This window comes from Streptomyces sp. NPDC027663, assembly GCF_055566415.1.
In genome coordinates, this window is the sequence record NZ_JBVHSK010000006.1 from 59,407 (window position 1) to 81,993 (window position 22,587).

The 22,587-nt window shown below is 71.7% G+C and carries 19 protein-coding genes; 11 read left to right on the forward strand and 8 right to left on the reverse strand.

Annotation, left to right across the window (positions count from 1 at the left end; all coding sequences use genetic code 11):
* Positions 1-42: 42 nt before the first annotated feature.
* Complete coding sequence (locus ACZ4SF_RS18070) at positions 43-1,272, forward strand: GNAT family N-acetyltransferase (RefSeq protein WP_468385030.1); 1,230 nt, start codon at positions 43-45, stop codon at positions 1,270-1,272.
* A 302-nt stretch (positions 1,273-1,574) separates the two neighbouring features.
* Complete coding sequence (locus ACZ4SF_RS18075; protein ID WP_468385033.1) at positions 1,575-2,489, forward strand: winged helix-turn-helix domain-containing protein; 915 nt, start codon at positions 1,575-1,577, stop codon at positions 2,487-2,489.
* On the opposite strand, the gene ACZ4SF_RS18080 is transcribed toward ACZ4SF_RS18075, so the two are convergent.
* The gene (locus ACZ4SF_RS18080; RefSeq protein ID WP_468385036.1) at positions 2,484-2,672 is read right to left on the reverse strand and encodes a hypothetical protein; all 189 of its coding nucleotides are present in this window, start codon (positions 2,670-2,672) and stop codon (positions 2,484-2,486) included. The genes ACZ4SF_RS18075 and ACZ4SF_RS18080 overlap by 6 nt on opposite strands.
* A gap of 130 nt (positions 2,673-2,802) precedes the next feature.
* On the opposite strand from ACZ4SF_RS18080, the gene ACZ4SF_RS18085 reads away from it, so the two are divergent.
* The gene (locus ACZ4SF_RS18085; protein WP_468385039.1) at positions 2,803-3,684 is read left to right on the forward strand and encodes a winged helix-turn-helix domain-containing protein; all 882 of its coding nucleotides are present in this window, start codon (positions 2,803-2,805) and stop codon (positions 3,682-3,684) included.
* The gene (locus ACZ4SF_RS18090) at positions 3,684-4,427 is read left to right on the forward strand and encodes an HAD family hydrolase (RefSeq protein ID WP_468385042.1); all 744 of its coding nucleotides are present in this window, start codon (positions 3,684-3,686) and stop codon (positions 4,425-4,427) included. The genes ACZ4SF_RS18085 and ACZ4SF_RS18090 overlap by 1 nt, the downstream gene beginning before the upstream one ends.
* A 12-nt stretch (positions 4,428-4,439) precedes the next feature.
* Here the strand turns inward: ACZ4SF_RS18090 and ACZ4SF_RS18095 are convergent, their stop codons facing one another.
* Both ACZ4SF_RS18095 and ACZ4SF_RS18100 read right to left on the reverse strand, forming a co-directional pair.
* Positions 4,440-5,423 carry a hypothetical protein gene (locus ACZ4SF_RS18095; RefSeq protein WP_468385045.1) on the reverse strand — a complete coding sequence of 328 codons (984 nt, stop codon included), beginning with the start codon at positions 5,421-5,423 and terminating at the stop codon, positions 4,440-4,442.
* A gap of 98 nt (positions 5,424-5,521) precedes the next feature.
* Complete coding sequence (locus ACZ4SF_RS18100; RefSeq protein WP_468385048.1) at positions 5,522-6,268, reverse strand: HAD family hydrolase; 747 nt, start codon at positions 6,266-6,268, stop codon at positions 5,522-5,524.
* A 140-nt stretch (positions 6,269-6,408) separates the two neighbouring features.
* Between ACZ4SF_RS18100 and ACZ4SF_RS18105 the strand changes: the two genes are divergently transcribed.
* The 4 genes from ACZ4SF_RS18105 (at position 6,409) to ACZ4SF_RS18120 (ending at position 12,705) form a co-directional block, all read left to right on the forward strand.
* A complete protein-coding gene (locus ACZ4SF_RS18105; RefSeq protein WP_468385051.1) occupies positions 6,409-7,749 on the forward strand; it encodes a phosphotransferase in 1,341 nt (446 codons plus the stop codon).
* The gene (locus tag ACZ4SF_RS18110) at positions 7,641-9,863 is read left to right on the forward strand and encodes a phosphotransferase (RefSeq protein ID WP_468385054.1); all 2,223 of its coding nucleotides are present in this window, start codon (positions 7,641-7,643) and stop codon (positions 9,861-9,863) included. Before ACZ4SF_RS18105 ends, ACZ4SF_RS18110 begins: the two co-directional genes overlap by 109 nt.
* 83 nt (positions 9,864-9,946) lie before the next feature.
* Positions 9,947-10,567, forward strand: coding sequence for a TetR family transcriptional regulator (locus ACZ4SF_RS18115; protein WP_468385057.1), 621 nt, complete (start codon positions 9,947-9,949; stop codon positions 10,565-10,567).
* Between the two features lie 107 nt (positions 10,568-10,674).
* The gene (locus ACZ4SF_RS18120) at positions 10,675-12,705 is read left to right on the forward strand and encodes a HelD family protein (RefSeq protein ID WP_468385059.1); all 2,031 of its coding nucleotides are present in this window, start codon (positions 10,675-10,677) and stop codon (positions 12,703-12,705) included.
* A 282-nt stretch (positions 12,706-12,987) separates the two neighbouring features.
* Here ACZ4SF_RS18120 and ACZ4SF_RS18125 read toward each other — a convergent pair whose 3' ends face one another.
* Together ACZ4SF_RS18125 and ACZ4SF_RS18130 are read right to left on the reverse strand one after the other, a co-directional pair.
* Complete coding sequence (locus ACZ4SF_RS18125; protein ID WP_468385061.1) at positions 12,988-15,405, reverse strand: ATP-binding cassette domain-containing protein; 2,418 nt, start codon at positions 15,403-15,405, stop codon at positions 12,988-12,990.
* Positions 15,406-15,493: 88 nt separating this feature from the next.
* Complete coding sequence (locus ACZ4SF_RS18130) at positions 15,494-16,456, reverse strand: LysR family transcriptional regulator (protein ID WP_468385064.1); 963 nt, start codon at positions 16,454-16,456, stop codon at positions 15,494-15,496.
* A gap of 97 nt (positions 16,457-16,553) precedes the next feature.
* Between ACZ4SF_RS18130 and ACZ4SF_RS18135 the strand changes: the two genes are divergently transcribed.
* The 3 genes from ACZ4SF_RS18135 to ACZ4SF_RS18145 all read left to right on the forward strand — a co-directional run bounded on the left by ACZ4SF_RS18135 (position 16,554) and on the right by ACZ4SF_RS18145 (position 18,167).
* Complete coding sequence (locus ACZ4SF_RS18135) at positions 16,554-17,042, forward strand: helix-turn-helix domain-containing protein (RefSeq protein ID WP_468385067.1); 489 nt, start codon at positions 16,554-16,556, stop codon at positions 17,040-17,042.
* Positions 17,043-17,122: 80 nt separating this feature from the next.
* Positions 17,123-17,716 carry a hypothetical protein gene (locus tag ACZ4SF_RS18140; RefSeq protein ID WP_468385070.1) on the forward strand — a complete coding sequence of 198 codons (594 nt, stop codon included), beginning with the start codon at positions 17,123-17,125 and terminating at the stop codon, positions 17,714-17,716.
* A gap of 97 nt (positions 17,717-17,813) precedes the next feature.
* Entirely contained in the window at positions 17,814-18,167 is a 354-nt protein-coding gene (locus ACZ4SF_RS18145) for a DUF2516 family protein (protein ID WP_468385952.1), read from the forward strand.
* A gap of 226 nt (positions 18,168-18,393) precedes the next feature.
* On the opposite strand, the gene ACZ4SF_RS18150 is transcribed toward ACZ4SF_RS18145, so the two are convergent.
* The 3 genes from ACZ4SF_RS18150 to ACZ4SF_RS18160 form a co-directional block, all read right to left on the reverse strand.
* Complete coding sequence (locus ACZ4SF_RS18150; protein WP_468385073.1) at positions 18,394-19,695, reverse strand: PP2C family protein-serine/threonine phosphatase; 1,302 nt, start codon at positions 19,693-19,695, stop codon at positions 18,394-18,396.
* Between the two features lie 445 nt (positions 19,696-20,140).
* Positions 20,141-21,232 (reverse strand): C40 family peptidase, encoded by a 1,092-nt coding sequence (locus ACZ4SF_RS18155; RefSeq protein ID WP_468385076.1) that lies wholly within the window; start codon positions 21,230-21,232, stop codon positions 20,141-20,143.
* A 327-nt stretch (positions 21,233-21,559) separates the two neighbouring features.
* Complete coding sequence (locus ACZ4SF_RS18160; protein WP_468385078.1) at positions 21,560-22,408, reverse strand: class I SAM-dependent methyltransferase; 849 nt, start codon at positions 22,406-22,408, stop codon at positions 21,560-21,562.
* Positions 22,409-22,587: the final 179 nt, after the last annotated feature.

Here is a 22,587-nt window from a genome sequence, read left to right on the forward strand (position 1 = left end):
ATCCGGGCGACACGCGGGAACCGTCCGCCTACCGTGGGCCTCATGACCGACGTCCGGATCATCACCGATGACGAGTTCGAGGACTGGCAGCGCGCCCTGTGCACCGGCTTCCTGAGGCCGCCGGTCCTGGCGCCGGAGCAGATCGAGGCCCGGCGCCGGATGCCGGGCCGCCGGCTGGGCGCCTTCGACGGCGGCCGGTGCGTGGCCACTCTGCGCTCCTTCGACCAGGAACTGACCGCGGTCGGCGGCACACCCGTGCCCGCGGACGCGATCTCCAACGTCACGGTGAGCCCGACGCACCGGCGCCGGGGCCTGCTGACCCGGATGATGGACCAGGACCTCGCGGCGGCGAAGGAACGCGGCGACGTCGTGGCCACGCTGATCGCGGCCGAGTACCCGATCTACGGGCGGTACGGCTTCGGCCCGGCGGCCTGGACGACCGAGTGGACGGTCGACGTGACCCGGGCCGGCCTGGACCCGCGCTGGTCCGGCCCCGCGGACGGCGGCCGGATCGACCTGGTGGACGCCGAGGACGTGCGCAAGCTCGGTCCCGAACTGCACGAGCGGTTCCGCCGGGCCCAGCCGGGCGCGGTCAGCCGGGACGAGCGGTGGTGGCAGCTCAACACCGGAGCGCTCCGCGTCGGCGACTGGACCGAGCCGTTCTACGCCGTGTACCGGTCGGCCGCCGGCGAGGTCGAGGGCCTGGTGTCGTACGAGTCCGACGACAACTGGCACGGCAAGCAGCCGCACAACACCGCCGACGTCAACTGGCTGATCGGCATCAGCCCGGCGGCCGAGCGCGCCCTGTGGTGGTACCTGTGCTCGATCGATTGGATCACCAAGGTCAAGTCGGGCTGGCGGGGCCCCGGTGATCTGCTGCCGCATCTGCTGCCCGACCCGCGCGCGGCCCGGGTCACCGAGCACGCCGACTGGCTGTGGGTGCGGATCCTGGACGTCGTACGGGCCCTGGAGGCGCGGACCTACGACGGGGAGGGGGCGCTGGTGCTCCAGGTCGTCGACGAGGGCGGTCTCGCGGGAGGCCGGTTCCGGCTGGCGGCCTCGCCCGAGGGCGCGTCCTGCACACCCGTCGGCGCCGGGGGCGCCGATCTGACACTGGAGGTTGCCGAGTTGGCGCGGCTGTGGCTCGGGGACGAGTCCGCGCTGCGGCTGGCCGCGCTCGGCCGGGTCCGGGAAGAACGAGAGGGCGCCGCCCGGAAGGCCGACGCCCTGTTCCGCTCGCCCGGGCGCCCGTGGTGCCCGGACCTCTTCTGAGGCTCCCTTCTCCCGTCGGGAGACCGACTGTGCATCCGTAGCGAGCTGTTCGGTTGTGGCTGTGCGATGTCGCTGTTCAGTTGTGGCTGTGCCGGATGTTCAGTTGTGACTGTGCGCTCCGGTGGCCGTCCCCTGTCCGGGCTCCCGGCTCCCCTCCGGAAGGGAACCCGGTCGGCCAACCACTGGAAAGCTCGACCATGTCGGGCAAGTTGGCTGCCAACTTCACTTTACTTATCTCCGCCGGAAGCGTCTCATAACCAGCTGTCGGCGAACTGCCCTAAGTTGGCGGGAAGTTGTAGCGTTTGACTGTGGACCCGGAGCACGCCTCCGCCAGTGGGCGGACGAGGCCCCAGCGGCACCGCTCGTCCCACCGTGAGATCGCCGACGTACTGCGCAGCCGGATCAGGTCCGGCGAGCTGCGGCCGGGTCAGCGCATGCCCACGCAGGCCAAGCTGGCCGACGAGTTCGGCGTCGAGCGCGCGGCCGTGCGTGAGGCCTTGCGCATACTGCAGTCGGAGCAGCTGCTCACCAACGTCTCCAAGGGCAGCCCCGCCACCGTGGCGACGGGGCCGCGGCCCGTGGGTCTCCCGGCCGGTGCCGCGGCGTCCCCGCAGCCCACCATGGTGGGTCTGACACCGCGCATCGCCGCCGCATTCGCCGCCCGGCACGTGCGGATCGACGCCCTCTGCCTCACCTCCGTCTCGCTCACGCTGGCGATGGGCGAGCCGCTCCGGCAGATCCACGCGGGACGGCTGGAACCGGCCAAGATCGAGGTCCGGGTGCTGCTGCCCAGCCGGCACATCGACCTCGCCTTCCCGACGCCGGTGGACACCGACGACGGCGGCCTGCTGCACCGGCGCTGGCTGGCCCAGCGCAACGCCCAGGGCCAGGTGCTGCGGCAGAACCTGCTGGCCCTGCGCACCACCCACGGCATCGACGTCCAGGTCTCCTTCCGGGCGCTGCCGTTCACCCCGCCGGTGAAGCTGTACCTGCTCAACGGTGCCGAGGCGCTGTTCGCGTACTACACGCTGGGCCGCCGCGAGCGGGAGATCGAGCACGAGCACGTGGAGCTGTACGACGCCGACGGCACCCGGTCCGTGCTGTTCGCCTTCGAACAGCGGGCCGGGCACCGGGACGAGGTGTTCGTGGAGCAGTCGCGCCTGTGGTTCGACGCGCTGTGGGAGACGATCAGTTCGGAACTGGTGCTGACGCTATAGCGCGGGTCCGGCGAGCAGCACCGCGAGCAGTACGGCGCCGGCGGAGCTGACGGTCGGGTTCCCGGCCTTGACGCCGACGGTGAGCATCAGCAGCCCGGCGATGCCGACGGCGCCGAAGCGCCACTGGACGAGCTGCTCGAAGCCGACCACGACGAGGGCGGAGAGGAGCGCGAGGACAGGCATGGACGTTCCCCCTTTCGGTCTGCCAACTTGACCAAGTTGGCAACCAACTCTGATTAAGTTGTCCCCACTTGGGCATCAGTTACAAACAACCTTCGAACAACTCCCCTGAGATGGACCAGGGTTGTAGCGTTTGGTCGTGACCCAGGAGAACGTGGCAGTGAACGGCAGCAGAAGGCTCAGCTCCCAGGAGATTGCCGACACCCTGCGCAGCCGTATCCGCAGCGGTGACCTGAGGCCGGGCGAGCGCCTGCCCACCCAGGCCGAGCTGGCGGAGGAGTTCGGGGTGGAGCGCGGTGCCGTACGCCAGGCGCTGCGGGCACTCGCGCAGGACGGTCTGCTCAGCAACGTCAGTAAGGGCAGCCCGCCGCGGATCGCCGAGCCGGCCTCTCCCGCCCATGACGAACCCCAGCCGACGATGGTGGGCCTCGCCCCCCGGCTGACCGAGGCGTTCTCCGCGCCGCACGTGCGCATCGACGCGGCCTGCCTGACCGCGCAGTCCCTCATCCCCGCCCTCGGCGAGCCGCTCCGGCTGATCCACGAGGGCCGCATCCGCCCCGACCGGATCGACGTACGCATCCTGCTGCCGTCCCGGGACATCAACCTCGCCTTCCCGGTCTCCGTCGACGCCGACGGCGACGCCGACGCCGTGCACGAGCGCTGGCTGGCGATGCGCAACGCCCAGGGACAGGTGCTGCAGTACAACCTCCAGGCGCTGCGCTCCACCCACGACATCGACGTGCGCGTCACGTTCCGGGCGCTGCCGTTCACCCCGCCGGCGAAGCTGTACCTGCTCAACGGTGTGGAGGCGCTGTTCGCGTACTACATGATCGCGCGCCGCGAGGAGCCGACGGACAGCGGAACGCTCGAGATGTACGACACCCTCGGCTCCGAGTCCCTGCTGTTCTCCTTCGAGAAACGGGCCGGGCGGCGGGACGCCGCGTTCGTGGAGCAGTCCCAGAAGTGGTTCGACGCCCTCTGGGAAACCATCACCACGGACCTGACACTCTCCTAGTGACCTCAGAGACAACGACTGACACGACGACCGGTACGGCGGCCGGCACGGCCGCACAGCTACGAGAACTGCTGCGCCGCGCCCGGGTGGTTCTCTGGGACTTCGACGGGCCCATCTGCCGGCTGTTCGCCAGGCACAAGGCCGAACGGGTGGCGGCCGAACTGGTCGACTGGCTGGCCGGGCACGGGCTGCCCGGACTGCTCGACGACACCGAGCGCGAAGCGATGGACCCGCACGGGGTGCTGCGTGCCGTGGACCGCCGGCACCCCGGCAGCGACCTCGTCGTCGAAATGGAGGAACGTCTCACCAAGGAGGAGCTGCGGGCCGCCGCCTCCGCGTTGCCCACCGCCTACGCCGACCCGCTGATCCGCACCTGGACCGCCGTCGGCTCCCGCCTGGCCATCACCACGAACAACTCCCCCCGGGTGGTCCGCGCCTACCTCGACACCCGCGGCCTCACCTCCTGCTTCAGCCCCCACATCTACGGCCGCACCACGGACCTGCAGCTGCTCAAGCCCGACCCGTACTGCCTCAACCGGGCCCTCAGCGCGATGGGCGCGGCGCCCACGGCCGCCCTGATGATCGGCGACTCCGCCTCCGACCTGGCCGCCGCCCGCGACGCAGGCGTGCCGTTCCTCGGCTACGCGCGCAACGAACGGAAGGGCAAGCTTCTGCGGGAAGCCGGAGCCGAGCACGTCGTCGGCTCCCTGGAGCCCCTGCTGCTGGCGTTGCGGTGCCGGTGACCGGTCAACCGTTCACGAGGCGGTCCGGCGTGCGGGTGGGACCCACACGGGATCGGGGATGACCGGGTTCTCCGGCTTGATGTAGGCCAGCTTCTCCCACAGGTTGCGGTGGCACTCCATGTGGTGCTCCGCGATCTGCCGGGTCGAGCGTGACTTCGAACGCAGGTCCCAGCCGATGTAGCGGGCCTGCCCGTACAGCGGCCCGAAGCCTTCGGTGTCGAGGATCCGGTAACTGTTCTCGCGCCAGGTGATGTCCCTGTTCTCGATGCCGTAGGGAGTCGAGAACACCGTCTCCTGGTTGAGGATGTACAGCTTCCGCTCGGGTATCTGCGGAGACTCCCGGATCTCGCAGGAGATGCTGATCCCGGGATTGCGCTGGTGGACCCGCTGCAGCAGGTTCTTCAGCGTGATCCAGTTGTGCTTGGTGAAGTCGTCCCGCATCCGCTGCCGGTTCTCCGGCGAGTCGTGGAAGTAGAACATCTCGGTGTCCGGCTCACCGCTGCGCGGAGCGGGGACGAGGCCTCCGGGCAGCCCCATCGGCAGGTTGAGATGGGCGATGATCACGCACAGCTTCAGCTCCACCGTGCGTACCTCGTGGTCGGCCATCTTCTCCAGCGGTACCCGCAGCGCGTCCAGCAGCGTCTGCATGGTGAAGCCGGAGAAGTCCACCCGCACGAGCCGGGCCCGGAACGCCTCCCGGAACTCCGCGTGCAGTTCGTCGCGGTCGGCGAAGACATGAACCCCGGAGACCTCCTTCGGCTCCGACTCGCTGATGGCGTCGAAGAGGATGAGGGCCATCAGCGCGGCGAACGAGCCGCCCAGCAGCTGTCGCCCCTTGAGCGCATCGCCCAGCGGGTCGATGACCTCGGCGGCGACGCCGAGCAGTGCGACGAGCGCGAGCAGCCATCGCACGATGCGCGGTTTCCACGCGCCGAATGCGGCCCGGATGCGTTCCAGTCTGCTCGGGCCGTCGTCGCCCGGCGTGCGAGATGACACACGTACCCCCCGTGTGCGCCGCTGCTGCGATCCGGCGGCGAGTTCCCGTGGTTCCCCTGGCCACCATCATGCCCGGGCAAGTGGGTGGCAAAAACGGATCAGTCGTTGTCCGGCAGGCTTTCCACGGCCTCGATGAGGGGCTGGTGCGAGGACACGACCCAGTCGGCACCGAGGTCCAGCATCTTCTTCGCGCGTTCGGGTGACTGGGTGTATCCCAGGAAGAGGGTGCCGGCCGCCCGGGCAGCCTCGAGATCCGTCAGTTGGTCCCCCACGAGAAGGCAGGATCCGCCCGGCAGGCCGAGGTGCTCCATGGCGCGGTGCACCGAGTCGGGGTCGGGCTTCATGTGCCGGAGTTCGAACGGGTCGCGGCCCACGACGAAGTCGACCTTGGCCTGCCGTTGAACCTTCTCACCCTTGAGGAACTCCCAGATGGGGCCGTCGGAGTTGTTGCTGACGATCACGAGGGGAAGCTTGTGGTCGAAGAGCACGTCGATGAGGGGGTTCACCCGGGGAGCCGGAAGGGCCGACTTGACGGCTTCGTACTCGTAGTCGGTGACGAGGGCCTCGGCTGCCACGAGGGCCCGCGGGTCGCGGGTGTCCGGGGCCGGCCGGTCGTACATGTCCCTCAGACGGCGCAGGACGCCGTGGGAGTCGTCGCATTCCTCGACGTCGGCGTCGAGGGGTCCCCAGAATGCCCGAACGGCTGCCTTGATCTTGCGAGCGACCGGAGCCGTCGACCGGTCGCCGAACAGGTCGGTGACCGGTCCGTCGAAGTCGAGCAGTACGGCACGCACGTCTGTCAGCAGCCTTTGCAGAGCCGCACGTTGATCGACTGCGCTGCCCATGGGCCTCCTCCTGTTCCCCGGCCAGTGTGGACCACGCCGGGCGCCGCGGCCAGCACCGCAGCTCACGCCGGCCGGCGGGAACCGGTTCGACACGTCGTGTCGTGGAGGTCTGGCACGGAGCCCGTCCGAAGAGGAGTACCGTGCTCCCACTTCTGCACCCTTCGGAAGGGTCATGGCGAGAGAAACAGGAAATGCCACCCGAACCAGCTTCCCTTGCCCGACTGCACGCGGTCGAGGCGAGTGGTGACGAGAGCGCGGTCGAGGGACCGCTTCGCGGCTACCACCACGAGACCTATGTGTTTCCGTTGTCCGACGCCATGGAAGACGAGCGGTCGGGGCGGTGGAAATGCCGAGAACCGCGGGCCGACCTGCTCTGGTTCGACCGCCGCTGCTTTTCGTCCGAGGAGCAACTGCTGCAGGCTCTCAGTGGCCTGATCCGTGGAATCCCCGACATCATCGAGGTGGGGGGCATCGGTCTGCAGCGTTTCATCGAAGGGCATACGCTCGGCTATTTCCACAGATCGGGTGCCACGGTCCCCGACATGTACGTCCGTCAGATCATGGACATGTTCCGGCAGCTGGTCGCGGTGCGGCCCGACGCACTCGCGGTGGATCGGCGATGCGAGCCGGACGACCGTCCCGAGGACGGTGACACCGACGGTTTTCTGGACCGTCTGGTCCTTTTCACCGAGCAGCGCGTCTATCTCGCGAACCAGGACAAGTTCGCCGGGCTGTTCGAAGACCTCGGACTGGGCCCGGAGTCGTTCGGACACCTGCGGAAGTACGTGTCCGGACTCAAGCAACGGCCGTTCTGCCTGCTGCATGCCGATCTGCACCGCGAGAACCTCATCGTCGACGCCATGCAGCGACTGTGGACGATCGACTGGGAACTGGCGATGTTCGGCGACCCGCTGTACGACCTGGCGACCCACCTCCACCTGATGCGCTACCCCACACGGCAGGCACGTGCGGTCGTGCGGCGCTGGTGTGAAACCGTCGAAGGGGTCCGGACCGGCAGTGCCGGCGGGTGGGAAAGCGATCTGGGACGTCTGTTCGCCTACAAGAAGGCACAGTCCGTGTTCACCGACGTGATCCGGACGGCTCTGCAGATGGACGCCGGTCCGGAGGCGAGCTGGCGGCAGATCGCTCCGGCCGCGTTCAAGCTGCGCAGGGTCCTGGCCGACGCCGCGCTGCCGCTCGGGCTCGACCCGGTTCCGGGAACCCGCAGGATCGCTTCGGCACTTGCGCGCTGGTACCGCGAGTACGGGCCCTGGGACGGCGAGGCCCGCCGTGATTCCGGCCGGGCCGAGTGGCGCCGGCCGTATCGTATGAGTACTTCGTCCGTTCTCCGCCTGAGCACCAGGAGCGGCCCGTGGGCGCACCACCCGACCCCCGCACACGGCCGGGGCGTACCGAAGGAGTCCGGGCCTCCGCCGTGCTGGAAGCGTTCCTCGAGCTCGCCTACGAAAAAGGGCGGGTGACCCACGGCTTTCACAACCACAACTACGTGCTCCCGCTGACGGATCGGATGGCACAGCTGGTCGGCCGTGCGGCCGGCACCCCGGTGACCGCGCGCGTCCGGCGGGTGGACGCACTGCCCGTGGTGATCCGGACCTGGGCCGACGAGCCGGAGATCCTCGGTGCCCTCGGGGACGCGCTCCCCCATGTGCCGGAGTGCCTGGCCGAGGGCGACGGGTTCGCCGTCCACAGCTATGTGGAGGGAGTGCCGCTCTCGTCGGTCTGTCCCAACGGGATGCCGGTGGACGGAATGCTGGTGAAGGCGCTGGCCGGTCTGCTGGCCGGCACCGCCCGGGTGCCCCCTGGCGCGCTGCCCGTCCTCCCGCAGGTCTGGCCCGAGGACCACACCGACAGCCAGGGCTTCCTGCGGACGCTGGCCCACTTGGCGGAGACCCGGATCCGGCAGCCCAACTGGCCGTACTTCGGCGGTCTGTTCTCGACCCTCGGCGTCCCGGCGTCCGCCCTGACCGAGTTCGCGGACCGGGTGCCGGCCATGACCCGGCGGCCCTACGGCCTGCTCCACGCCGACCTGCACCGCGACAACGTGATCATGTCGTACGGCGGTGATCCGCCGCTCATATGCGTCGACTGGGAACTGGCCACCTTCGGCGACCACCTGCACGATCTCGCGATCCATCTGGTGCGTATGCAGTACCCGGCCCATCAGTGGGCGGAGGTCGTCGACGCCTGGGCGGAGGCCATGGGGAAGGTCCGGCCCGCCGCCGTGCGGGGGCTGGCCGAGGACCTGCGGCACTACGTGGCCTTCGAGCGGGCGCAGTCCGTCTACCCGGACGTGATGCGGGCCGCGAAGTCCCTGGAGGGCTCCTTCGACCAGCGGAGTCTGGACAGGGCGACGAACGCCGTGGAGACGGCCCTGCAGGCCGCCGCGGAGCCGCTGCGGCTTCCCCGGGTGCCTGAGGCGGCAGAGATCGAGGGCGTTCTCGTGCGCTGGCGTGCGGCCGCGCAGGCACTCGGCGAGGGCCGGCGGGGCCGGATCCGCAGGCCGGCCGGGTGGGTGCCCGACAGGCGTCTTCCCGAGCGCCCGGACTTTCCGGACTCCGCGGTCGCGGAGGCACTGGCGCTGGAGGCGGCGGCTCCGTCCACCCGGGTGTTCAAAGGCGTCACGCACGTGAACTCGGTCGTCCGGGTTCCGGGCATCGACTTCCCCGTGGTGGTCCGCCGTTCCCGGGCGGACGCCGGCCGTCGCGAGCCCAGCTTCCTCAGCGAGCACGCGGTGCTCCGGCAGATCGAGTGGTCGGGGGTGCCGGTGGCCGCACCCAGGGTGCTCGCGCTGGGGCAGGATCTGGCCAGGGGCGCCGACGGACGGACACGTCCCGACGACCGGTTCACCATCCTCACCTACGAAGGGCCCCGCGACCCCTGGCAGTATCCGAGTCACCCGGTGTACGGGCTGCGCCCGCACGAGGCGGACGGCCTCGTCGACCAGCTCGCCGGACTGACGGGCATCGACCACACCGCTGTGGACCCGACGGCGGGCTGGACCGGGTTCTACGGCTGGCTCAGCGAGCAGCTCGTCACCCTGGTCGCCGGTCTCCCCAAGGAGTCACGGCAGCTCGCCCGCTTCCTGGGACTGCCCGACGCCCCCCGGCTCCAGGAGATCCTCGCCCGGCACAGGGTGACCCACCGCGCTCCCGCCCTGCTGCACGGCGACCTGCACCCCTGGAACCTGGTGCGCCGGGAGGACGGGTTCGGCCTGACGCTCATCGACTGGGAGATGGCCCTGGTCGGCGACCCGCTGTACGACCTGGTCCGGCACATGCATCTGACCCCGACCCGGCCGGAGATCCGCCACCGGATGTTCCGGCGCTGGGAGCGCTGCCTGCCCGCGCAGTACACCCACAACTGGCAGCAGGACGTGGGGGCGTACCGCTGGATCGAGACCGTCCGCTCGGCCTACGTGGACCTGGACCGCATGGCCACCCGCAAGGGGCTCGACGCGCCGAACGTGCGCCGCGCGGTCCACTCGTACGCCATGACCCTCTCGGCGGCCACCGCATCCCTGGGCCTGGCCGTCCGGCCGGCGGCGAATCCATATCTCGCTCGTGTCCTCGCGTAGAGGGCCGTGACGGAACCGGAGTCCGGTTCTCCCGGGGGCGCCGGCGTCCGTCGTGCGCCGCTGCGCTGCGTAGGCTCGGCGGCATGGGTGAGATGGGCCTGCGTGAGCGCAAGAAGCAGCGGATGTACCAGGAAGTGTCGGACATCGCCGTACGGCTCTTCCTGGCGCGGGGCTTCGACGCGGTGTCGGTGGCGGAGGTCGCCGCCGCGGCCGGGATCTCCAAGCCGACCCTCTTCCGGTACTTCCCGGCCAAGGAGGACCTGGTCCTGCACCGGATCGCGGACCACGAGACCGAGGCCGCCCGGGTGGTGGCCGGGGCGGCCGATCCGGTGGACGCGCTGCGCCGGAACTTCCTCGCCGGCCTGGAACGGCGCGACCCGGTCACCGGGCTGAACGACCATCCCGACGTGCTCGCCTTCCACACCCTGCTCTACGGCACCCCCGCTCTGGTGGCGCGGGCCCACGGGCATCTGGAGCGGCAGGAGACGGCGCTCGCGGAGGCGCTCGGCGGGGGGCTGGACGCGCGGCTGGCGGCGGGGCAGATCGTCGCCGTGCAGCGGATCCTCGCGCTGGAGAACTGGCGGCGGATCGCGGCGGGGGAGCCGGTCGCCCAGGTCGCGCCGGACGCGGTGCGGGCGGCCGAGCGGGCGTTCCGGCAGCTGGCGGCGGGGCTGGCGGGGACGGCGGCCGGCGGCACCGAGTGAGACCCGGTCGAGCGAGTGGACCGGGTCGGCCGCGTGGGGCGGGGGCCGCCTGATGAAACTGGGTTAAAAACTTAACTCGGTCACATTATTGCCGTAGGCTGGTGGGTATGACGTCACTCCACCCCGCCCTCATGGACGCCCTCCACACCGAGCGCGCTTACCACGACACCTGCCGCGCCGCCCTCGCCGCCATGGTCGAGGGCGCCGCCGAACAGGTCGTCATCGGCGAGGACGTCTCCGCCTCCGGCGCCGACGCCGAAGTCCTCGGCCACCGGCTGCGCAGCCAGGCCAAGGCCATGCGCGAACTCCCGCCGGGCCCGCTCTTCTTCGGCCGCCTCGACTTCGGCGCCGGGCAGCCAGGACACGGCGGCCAGCACTACCACGTCGGCCGGCTGCGGATCACCGAGGACCCGGCCGCGCCGCCCCTCGTGGTCGACTGGCGGGCCCCCGTCTCCCGCGCCTTCTACCAGGCCGGCGCCCGCGACCCGCAGGGCGTCGAGGTCCGGCGCCGGTTCGGCTGGGCGCCCGGCAGCCGGGGCGACTCCGCCGACCTCACCGGGCTGGAGGACGAGCACCTCGGCCGGGGCGAGTCACGGACCAGTGCCATCGTGGCCCGCGAGATCGAGCGGCCCCGCGTCGGACCCATGCGGGACATCGCCGCCACCATCCAGCCCGAGCAGGACGACCTCGTACGCGCCGCCCTCACCGAGTCGGTGTGCGTGCAGGGCGCCCCCGGCACCGGCAAGACCGCCGTCGGCCTGCACCGCGCCGCCTACCTGCTCTACACCCACCCCAAGCGGCTCCAGCGCTCCGGCCTGCTCATCCTCGGCCCCAACCGCACCTTCCTGACGTACATCGCCGAGGTACTGCCCGCCCTCGGCGAGTCGGGCGTGCGCCAGTCCACGCTGCTGGAGGAGATCGCCCGCCACCCGGTCACCGGCACCGACCCCGACCCCACGGCCACCGTCAAGCACGACCCGCGGATGGCCGAGGTGCTGCGCCGGGCGCTGTACGAGCGGGTGACCACCGCGGGCGTGGCCGACCTCGCCGTACCCGACGGCTCCTACCGCTGGCGGGTGCCCGCACACGAACTCGCCGCCGTCGTCGAGGAGGTGCGCGCCGAGGAACCGCCGTACGCCGTCGGGCGGGAGCGGGTGCGCACCCGGGTGGTACGGCGGCTGCGGGACCGGGCCGAACGGCGTTCCGGAGTCCTGCCCGCCTCCTGGGTGCGCCGGATCGAGCGGTGCCGGCCGCTGACCGAACAGCTCGACACCGTGTGGCCCAAGGTCCGCCCCGAGGAGATCCTCGCCGCACTCCTCACCGACCGCGCGGTGCTGGCCCGGGCGGCCGACGGGCTGCTGGACCCCGAGGAGCAGTCCGCACTGCTGTGGCCCCGCCCGCCGCGCTCGTACAAGTCGGCCCGCTGGTCGGCCGCCGACCTGGTCCTGCTCGACGAACTCGCCGGACTGATCGAACACCCCGAGGGCCACGGCCACATCGTCGTGGACGAGGCGCAGGACCTCTCCCCGATGGAGTGCCGGGCCATCGCCCGCCGGGCCGTGTTCGGGTCGCTGACCGTCCTCGGCGACCTCGCCCAGGGCACCACCCCGTGGGCCGCCCGCGACTGGTCCGTCCAGCTGCGCCACCTCGGTCGGCCGGACGCGGCCGTGGTGCCGCTCACCACCGGGTTCCGGGTGCCCGCGGCCGTGCTGCAGCTGGCCAACCGGCTCCTGGCCCGGCTCGGTGTCGCCGTGCCCGCCGCCACCTCCCTGCGCTCGGACGGAGAGCTGACCCTCCGGCCGACCGACGACGTGCCCGGCACCACCGTCGCCGCCGTACGGGACGCCCTCGCCCGGGAGGGATCGGTCGGGGTGATCGCGGCGGACGCCGACACGGACCGGGTGCGCGAGGCGCTCACCGCGGCCGGCATCGAGACGGCCGGCCCCGACGCGCTCGGCGCCCGGGTCACCGTCGTCCCCGCGAGCCTGGTCAAGGGACTGGAGTACGACCACGTCGTCGCCGTCGAACCGGCCGCCGTGGCCGAGGCGGAGGAGCGGGGCGCCCACCGGCTCTACGTGGTGCTCACCCGGGCGGTGTCCCGGCTGGACGTGGTGCACGCCCGCCCGCTGCCGTTCTGACGGCGGCCCGCGCGGGGACAGCGGGTCCGCCGTGATCCCGGCCAACGCCCCGGCAGCGCGGGACAGCGTGCGCCGTGCTCGCGACGACCGACGCCCCGGCAGCGCGGGGCAGACAGCGTGCGCCGCGGCCCCGACGGCCAATGCCTCGACGGCGCCGCGGAGACGGCGTGCCCGGGGAGGGACGGCTTGCCTACTCCGCCTCCGGCGGAACGCGGCCCGAAGGGGCGCCGGGAACTGCGCGACCGGCTCCCACCCGGCCCCGGCCGGAAGACGCCCGACAGCTCAGCGGCGCGCCGCACGGCCCTGCGCCGGAGGCATGACGTACTCGGCCAGGTGCTCGCCCGTCAGCGTGGACCGTGCCGCGACCAGTTCCGCGGGGGTGCCCTCGAAGACGACGCGGCCGCCGTCGTGGCCCGCTCCGGGACCGAGGTCGATGATCCAGTCCGCGTGCGCCATGACCGCCTGGTGATGCTCGATGACGATCACCGACTTGCCGGAGTCGACCAGCCGGTCGAGCAGGCCGAGCAACTGCTCGACGTCGGCGAGGTGGAGACCGGTGGTCGGCTCGTCCAGGACGTAGACCCCGCCCTTCTCGGACATGTGCGTGGCCAGCTTCAGCCGCTGCCGCTCGCCGCCGGACAGCGTGGTCAGCGGCTGGCCGAGGGTGAGGTAGCCGAGGCCGACGTCGGCCATGTTCCGCAGGATGCGGTGGGCGGCCGGGGTGCGCGCCTCGCCGCTGCCGAAGAACTCCTCGGCCTCCGTCACCGGCATCGCCAGCACCTCGCTGATGTCCCGGCCGCCGAGGCGGTACTCCAGCACCGAGGCGTCGAACCGCTTGCCCTCGCACTCCTCGCAAGTGGTGGCCACCCCGGCCATCATCGCCAGGTCGGTGTAGACGACACCGGCGCCGTTGCAGCCGGGGCAGGCGCCCTCCGAGTTGGCGCTGAACAGGGCCGGCTTCACGCCGTTGGCCTTGGCGAACGCCTTGCGGATGGGCTCCAGCAGCCCGGTGTACGTCGCCGGGTTGCTGCGTCGCGAGCCGCGGATCGGCGTCTGGTCGACCGACACGACGCCCTCGCGGGCCGGGATCGAACCGTGCACCAGCGAACTCTTGCCGGAGCCGGCGACACCGGTGACGACGGCCAGCACGCCGAGCGGCACGTCCACGTCGACGCCCTGCAGGTTGTGGGCCGTCGCACCGCGGATCTCCAGGGCTCCGGTCGGCTTGCGGACCGTCTCCTTCAGCGTGGCCCGGTCGTCCAGGTGGCGGCCGGTGAGCGTGTCGGCTGCGCGCAGCTCGGCGACGGTGCCCTCGAAGCAGACCGTGCCGCCCGCCGTGCCGGCGCCCGGGCCGAGGTCCACCACGTGGTCGGCGATCGCTATGACCTCCGGCTTGTGCTCCACGACGAGCACGGTGTTGCCCTTGTCCCGCAGCCGGAGCAGCAGGTCGTTCATGCGCCGGATGTCGTGCGGGTGCAGACCGGTGGTCGGCTCGTCGAAGACGAAGGTGACGTCGGTGAGTGAGGAGCCGAGATGGCGGATCATCTTGGTTCGCTGGGCCTCGCCGCCGGAGAGGGTGCCGGCCGGGCGGTCCAGGGAGAGGTAGCCGAGGCCGATCTCCACGAAGGAGTCGAGGGTGCCGCCCAGCGAGGTGAGCAGCGGCGCCACCGACGGCTCGTCCAGGCCGCGCACCCACTCGGCCAGGTCGCTGATCTGCATGGCGCAGGCGTCGGCGATGCTGATCCCCTTGATCTTCGAGGACCGGGCCGTCGCGCTGAGCCGGGTGCCGGCGCAGTCGGGGCAGGTCGTGAAGGTGACCGCGCGGTCCACGAACTCCCGGATGTGCGGCTGCATCGCCTCGCGGTCCTTGGCGAGCATCGACTTCTGGATCCGCGGGACCAGACCTTCGTAGGTCATGTTGATGCCCGCGATCTTCATCCGGGTCGGCTCGCGGTACAGGAAGTCGTCCAGCTGCCGCCTGGTGAAGGTGCGGATCGGCTTGTCCGGGTCGAAGAGGCCCGACTCGGTGTAGAGGCGGTGGTTCCAGCCGCCGGACTTGTAACCGGGGATGGTGAGCGCGCCCTCGGCGAGCGACTTGTCCTCGTCGTAGAGCTGGGTGAGATCGATGTCGGTGACGGAGCCGCGGCCCTCGCAGCGCGGGCACATGCCGCCGGTGATGCTGAACTCGCGCCGCTCCTTCACGGCTTTCCCGCCGCGCTCCACGGTGACCGCGCCCGCCCCGCTGATCGAGGCGACGTTGAAGGAGAACGCCTTGGGCGAGCCGATGTGCGGGGTGCCGAGCCGGCTGAAGAGGATACGCAGCATGGCGTTGGCGTCGGTGGCGGTGCCGACCGTGGAGCGCGGGTCGGCGCCCATCCGCTGCTGGTCGACGATGATCGCGGTGGTCAGCCCGTCCAGCACGTCGACGTCGGGCCGTGCCAGCGTGGGCATGAAGCCCTGGACGAACGCGCTGTACGTCTCGTTGATCAGCCGCTGCGACTCCGCGGCGATGGTGTCGAAGACCAGGGAGCTCTTGCCGGAACCGGAGACGCCCGTGAACACCGTCAGCCGGCGCTTGGGGATCTCGACGCTGACGTTCCTGAGGTTGTTCTCGCGCGCACCGTGCACGCGGATCAGTTCGTGGCTGTCGGCGGCGTGCGCCGCGCCCGCCGTCACGTCCGTCCTCATGGTGATGCTCATCGTCTCTCCGTCCGTGAAATCGCCTCCGCCACGCTAGCGGCGTCCGCCCGGCCGCCGCTTCTCGAATCCTGACCGGTTCCCCGCCGGCTCAGCGGGGGATCACCCAGCCCGGTGCCCAGGTCCCGGCGGTGTCCTGGCCGGCGGTCGTGGCGGCGAGGTGGGCGCGGAGGGTGGCCAGCGCCGGGTGCGGGTTGTCGCGGTGCCAGAGGAGCGAGTGCGGGTAGACGGGTGTCGGGCCGGTCACCGGGATGCGGCGCAGGCCGTGGCCGGCGGGCCGGACGCCGGGGGCGCCTCCCGGCGGTAGCCGGGGGAGGGTGTGCTCGCCCATGAAGGTGGCCAGGGACGGTGTGCCGGCGATCGTGTCGAGGAGCGCGTCGGAGCCGAAGTTGGGGCCGGTCGCCTCGATGGTGAGGCCGAACTCGGCGATAAGGTCGTCGTAGTAGGCGGCCCACTCGGAACCGGGGACGATGCCGGGCATCCAGATCCGGTGCCCGGCGAGCTGAGCGACGGTCACCGAGCGGGCGCCCGCCAGGGTGTGTGCGGGGCCCGTGAGGAGCTGGAGCGGTTCGTCGAGCACCCGGACGGCGGCGATGTCCCCGGGAAGGGGCCGGCCGGGCGCGGTGACGGCGCGGAAGGACGCGTCGATCGCACCGGACCGGATCGAGGCGACGGCTGTCTCGATGTCGAGCAGCATCACCACGTCGAGGTCGATCTCGGGGTGCGCGTGGTGGAAGCCGCGCATCAGGGCCGACGCCGCGCCGCGCGAGGCGATGATGTCGACGCGCAGCGGACGGCGGCCGGGGCGCACGGAGGCGACGGCGCGCTCGCCGACGCGCAGCAGCTCGCGCGCGTGGGGCAGGAACGCCTGCCCGTCGATGGTGAGCCCGGCGCCGCGCGGGGTGCGGGTGAACAGCCGCACCCCGAGCTTGCGCTCCAGCGCCGCGATGCGTTTGGAGACGGCCTGCTGGGTGACTCCCAGCTCGGCGGCGGCCTCCCGGAACTGCCCCGTGTCGGCCGCGGCGACGAAGGTCCGGACGGTGTCGAGGTCCATGCCGACACGCTATGGGCCGCCACAGCGGTCCGACACGTGGCACACTTCTGCAAGCGGATGCTTGCAATTGTTAGCGCGGGTGGGGCAAGGTGGAGGCATGGCATCGCTGAACGTCGGCAATCTCGGTGAGTACCTGCGCGAGCAGCGGCGAAACGCGCAGCTGTCGCTGCGGCAGCTCGCCGACGCCGCCGGGGTGTCCAACCCGTACCTGAGCCAGATCGAGCGCGGGCTGCGCAAGCCCAGCGCGGAGGTGCTCCAGCAGGTCGCCAAGGCCCTGCGCATCTCCGCCGAGACGCTGTACGTCCGTGCAGGCATCCTCGACGCCGAGCGGGATCTGGACGAGGTGGAGACCCGGGCGGTCATCCTCGCCGATCCCTCTCTCAACGAGCGCCAGAAGCAGGTGCTGCTGCAGATCTACGAATCCTTCCGCAAGGAGAACGGATTCGGGACCGGCGAGCAGGCCGAGCGCGGGCAGGACGGGGAGGGGGCCGTGGGCCGGGAGACCGGCGACGGCAGCCGTACGGCCGGCGGAGGCGATGCCGCCGGAAGCGAAACAGACGCCGGTCCACGGCGGACGGCCGGATGACGCCGGACCAGGGCTCCGGACGCCCACCGCGGACCACCATCCCAGCCGAACGCGAATCCGATCCGGGAGGAACCCTCACCATGGCCATCACCGACGACCTGCGCAAGACCCTCAGCGACCCGACCCCGCTCTACTTCGCCGCAGGCACCGCCGACCTGGCGCTTCAGCAGGCCAAGAAGGTGCCGGCCCTGGTCGAGCAGCTGCGCGCCGAGGCCCCGGCCCGCATCGAGGCCGTGCGCAACACCGACCCGAAGGCCGTGCAGGAGAAGGCCGCCGCCCGCGCCAAGGAGGCGCAGGAGACCCTGCAGACCAAGGTCAACGAGTTCATCGGCACCCTCGACGTCGACCTCAAGAAGCTCGGCGAGACCGCCCAGGACCTCGCCCTGCGCGGCGTCGGCGTCGCCGCCGAGTACGCCGTCAAGGCCCGCGAGGCCTACGAGAAGGTCGCCGAGCACGGCGAGCAGACCGTGAAGACCTGGCGCGGCGAGGCCGCCGAGGAGATCGAGGAACTGGCGATCGTCGTCGAGGGCAAGCCGGAGCCGGCCGGGGACGGCGAGCCGACGCCGGCCGCGGCGCAGGCCGAGCCCGAGGCGGAGAAGAAGGCCGCGGCGAAGAAGGCCCCGGCGCCCCGCAAGAGCACCACGGCGAAGAAGACGACCCCGCCGGCCAAGTGACGACCGGCAAGACGCATCCGGGCCGGGCACCTTTGGGGTGTCCGGCCCGTTCTATGGGTACGGTGGCGGCGTAGCAGTGATCGGGATCGAACGGGCGGTGGACAGCATGCTGATGTCGGGCTTCGACGGGTTCATGGGCATCTTGAAGATCGTTCTGATGGCCCTGGCCGCGTTCGGGCTGTTCGACGCCGCGTTCCGGCGCGAGGACGCCTTCCGCGCGGCCGACAAGCAGAACAAGGTCTTCTGGCTGATCATCCTCGGCATCGCGCTCGTGGTCAGCTGGCTGTTCTCGATCCTGTCCATCCTGCCGATCGCCGGCGCGGTCGCGAGCATCGTCTACATCGTGGACGTACGCCCCGCCCTCCGGCAGGTCGGCGGCGGCCGCGGCTGGGGCCGCCGCCGCGGAAGCAGCAGCGACGGTCCGTACGGGCCGTACAACGGCGGCCGCTAGGGGCATCCCGCCGAGGGCCGCTTCACCGCCGCCGGGTGCGGGTCGCCCGTGCCTTGTCGCGCAGTTCCCCGCGCCCCTTGAGCCTGCGAGTTCCAGCTTGCCCAGGGGGCGCGGGGAACTGCGCGAACAGCCCCGACCCGCCCGCACCCGACAGTCGACGAGAACCCCGCAGGGAGGCCCCCTGCGGGAGGCACCCTGCGGGAGGAGCCCTACGGCGAGACCCCGGTCACGCCGTGCGGTCCAGCAGGACCACCGCCACGTCGTCCGTCAGCTCGCCCCCGTTGAGGTCGCGGACCTCGCTCACCGCCGCCCGCAGCAGGTCCTCGCCCCGCAGCCCCTCGGAGAGCTGCCGGCGGATCATCTCCACCATGCCGTCCTGGCCGAGCCGCTCCCCGTCCACGCCGACGCGGCCCTCGATGAGGCCGTCGGTGTAGAGCATCAGGCTCCACTCGGCGCCCAGCTCCACCTGCATCCGCGGCCAGCGGGCGCCGGGCAGCAGGCCGAGCGCGGGGCCGTTGTTGTCGTACGGCAGCAGCCGGGCCGGACGGCCGGGGCGGGCGATCAGCGGGGCCGGATGGCCCGCCAGGCACAGGCCCGCGCGGCGCCCGTCCGGCGCGATGTCCACCGTGCACAGCGTCGCGAAGATCTCCTCGTCGGAGCGCTCGTGCTCCAGCACCTGCTGCATCGTGTTCAGCAGTTCGTCCCCGCACAGCCCGGCCAGCGTCAGCGCCCGCCAGGCGATGCGCAGCTCCACGCCGAGCGCGGCCTCGTCCGGGCCGTGCCCGCAGACGTCACCGATCATGGCGTGCACGGTGCCGTCGGGGGTGCGGACGGCGTCGTAGAAGTCGCCGCCGAGCAGGGCCCGGGAGCGGCCGGGGCGATAGCGGGCGGCGAAGCGCAGCGCGGAGCCCTCCAGCAGCGGGGTGGGGAGCAGGCCGCGCTCCAGCCGGCGGTTCTCCTGCGCGCGCAGCTTGCCCTCGGCGAGCCGCCGCTCGGCCGTGTCGGAGCGCTTCCGCTCCACCGCGTAGCGGATGGCACGGCTGAGCAGCCGGCTGTCCAGCTCGTCCCGGAAGAGGTAGTCCTGGGCGCCGACGCGCACGGCCTCGGCGCCGCGCTCGGCGTCGCCGGAGGCGGTCAGCGCGATCACGGCATGCCGGGGCGCGAGCTGGAGGACGTGCCTGAGCACGGCCAGCTCGTCGTCGGTGCCGCTGCCGCCCGGCGCCGGGAGCGCCAGGTCCAGCAGGATGCAGTGGACGTCGTCGGTGAGCAGCCGCTCGGCCTCGGTGAGGTTGCGGGCGGTGCGGACGCGGATCGGTTTGCCGGCCGGGTCCAGCAGGTCGGGCACGATCGGCAAGCCGGCCGGATCGTCCTCGATCAGCAGCAGGGTGAGAGTGGCGCCGGTGCCGTTCACAGTCGTGGCGTCGCGGTGGGCCTCTTCCTTGAGGGGACCGCCGACGGTGCGGGCGGCCTGCGCCTGACCACTCTCCACGGCCGGGATCGCTCTCTGCCGCGGTACGGGTACGGGCATCGTGTTGGGTTCCTTCCCTCCCCCCGAGGGCACGGCGGCGTCGAGGGGTCTCGACTCACCAGACCGGGACCATAGCGGCTGTGACCGCCCCGATGGAATGGTGTGAGCCGCGTCGCTCCGGTGGCCGCCACTGTCATATGCCGCGTTCCGTACCGCAGTTGGACAGGCCGGCGGCCCGGAAGGGATGACGAAGCTCACGTCCTGGGCGGGTTTGGGCAGGGGTTGGCGGTGCATTGGGTCACATGGCGTGGGTCACGGCGACGTGGGCGGCGTGCGCCGGCATGACGTGTATGGCATGCGTCACGAGTGTTGCCGAAGGGGCGCGAGGCCCTGTCCGGCGTGCGGTTCGGCCGCGTGGGCGCGATCAGCCGCGGCGAAGTCCGCACCTGTGGGACGGCCGCGGTTCAACGGCGCCGCACCGCTCTGCGGGACACGGCTGTGAGGCCTACGCGTCAGGTCGTACGACACCCAGGATCGGCATCGTGCCGGCGCCCGCGAGCGTCACCGACCGTCCCGGGCGCGGGGCGTGGATGACCGCGCCGTCACCGACGTACATCGCGACATGGCTGGCGTCACCGAAGTAGATGACGAGGTCGCCGGGGCGCATGTCCTTGATGTCGACGTGCTTGAGCTGCTTCCACTGTTCCTGCGAGGTGCGCGGCACGGGATGGCCGGCCGATGCCCAGGCCTGGGAGGTCAGGCCCGAGCAGTCGAAGGCGTCCGGTCCCTCGGCGCCCCACACGTACGGCTTGCCGAGCTGGGCGGTGGCGTACTTCACGGCCTTCTTGCCCTGCGCGGTGGCCTTGCCGTCGATGTCCTTGAGGATGCCGGTGTCCAGCCAGGCGGTCTGTGCCTTGTCGGCGGCCTCCCGCTCCAACTGGGCGAGCCGTTCCTTCTCCTTCTTCTCCAGCCGGGATTCCAGCTTCTCGGCCGCGTCGATCTGTTCCTCGATCTTCTTCTTGGCGGCGGCCTTGGCCTTGCGGTTGCTCTCCAGCTTCTTCCACTGGGCGGACGCGTCCTCGGCGTACTGCTTCAACTCTTTCTGGGTGCGGGACACTTCGCCGATCAGCTTCTTCGCCGCCTGCTGGCCCTGGAGCACCCGGCCGGCGCCGTCCAGGAACCGGCCGGGGTCGTCGCTGAGCAGGAACCGGGCGGTGGAGGACAGGCCGCCGGTGCGGTACTGGTCGCGGGCCGCGGCGCCCGCCTGGTCCTTGAGTTTCGTCAGCCGCTTCTGCCCCTGGACGATCTTCTTCGCCAGCTCCACGATCTCGGCGGACTGCTTCTTGGTCTTCTCCTCGGCCGCGTTGTAGGAGTCGGTGGCGACGGCCGCGTCGTGGTAGAGCGCGTCGAGCTTCTCGCGGACCTGTTCAAGGTCCTTGCCGGGATCGGGAGTCGGCGTGGGGCCCGGTGAGCCGCCGGCCGTGGGTGCGGGCGTGGGCGCGGGGGCCGCGAACGCCGTGCCCGGTGCCGAGAGAACGGTCACCGCGCAGACCACGGTCAGGGCGGCCGTGAGCAGGCCGCGCTTGCCCGAACCCATACCACTTCCCCCAAACTGATTTACCGTCAGTAACTTACGGTCGCCTGAGGGATCGTGCCACGGCCGCGTGCAAAGCGACAGAGGCCGTCGGAAACCGGAATTCCCCCCGCCGACCGCCGGTACGGCGATCTCCGTGCCGATGTGACGAACGACGCACGCAGATCGTTCCCCTCTTCGTCGAAGCCCACGCGGCACGGACGCGTACGCGGGGCAGCAACTGGCGCACCGGCACCGGGTGGTCAGCGCACCGGCGCCGGATGGTCGGCGCACAGGCACCGGGTGGTCAGCGCACCGGAACCGGATGGTCGGCGCACCGGCACCGGGCGGTCAGCGCACCGGTGCCAAGGCCTTCCAGGCGACGGTCACTTCGCCCTGCCGCCAGCGGGCCGGGGAGTCCGTCACCGGCCAGTCCGCCGTCAGGTCCCGTACCGCGCGGAGCCAGCGCTGCCGGGCGCCGTAGGAGGCGTAGGGCGCGGCGGCGGCCCAGGCGCGGTCGAAGTCGCGGAGGAAGGCGTGCACCGGCTCGCCCGGCACGTTGCGGTGGATCAGCGCCTTCGGCAGCCGTTCGGCGAGGTCGGAGGGGCGTTCCAGGGAGCCCAGCCGGGTGGCGAAGGTGACCGTGCGGGGGCCGTCGGGGCCGAGCGCCACCCACACGTGCCGACGGCCGATCTCGTCGCAGGTGCCTTCGACCAGCAGTCCGCCGCGCGAGCCGCCGGCGGCCGGGGCGAGCCGTGCGCACAGCCGCTCCCACACCGCGGCGACCTCGCCCTCGTCGTACTGCCGCAGCACATTGGCGGCCCGGATGAGCATCGGGCGGCCGTGCACGGGGATCTCGAAGCCACCGTGCCGGAAGGTCAGCCCCGCGCGCTCGTACGGTCTGGCCGCCGCCACCCGCTCCGGTTCGATCTCGATGCCGACCACGCGCGTGCGGGGCGCTGTCGCGTGGAGCCGGGTCAGCAGCTCCACGGCGGTCCAGGGTGCGGCGCCGTAACCGAGGTCGATCGCCACCGGGTCCGCGGCGCGCCGCAGCTCGGCGCCGTGTACGGCCGCGATCCAGCGGTCCATGCGGCGCAGCCGGTTGGGGTTGGTCGTCCCGCGCGTCACCGTTCCCACGACGGAGGTCCCCCCGGTCGGACGAAGCCGGGGGTGGGGGAGGGTCGCTGCGCGGGCTGCCATGCATACGAGGGTAAGCGGGTGCGGGGACTCGCCGTCATGCCCGCGGGGGGCGCCCGGCTGCGGGTCCGCCGTGGTCGGTCGCGCAGTTCCCCGCGCCCCCTTCGGGGCGCCTTTCCTGCGGGTCCGCTGTGGCTGGTCGGGCAGTTCCCCGTGCCCCTTTCGGGGTGCCTCCCCGCTGA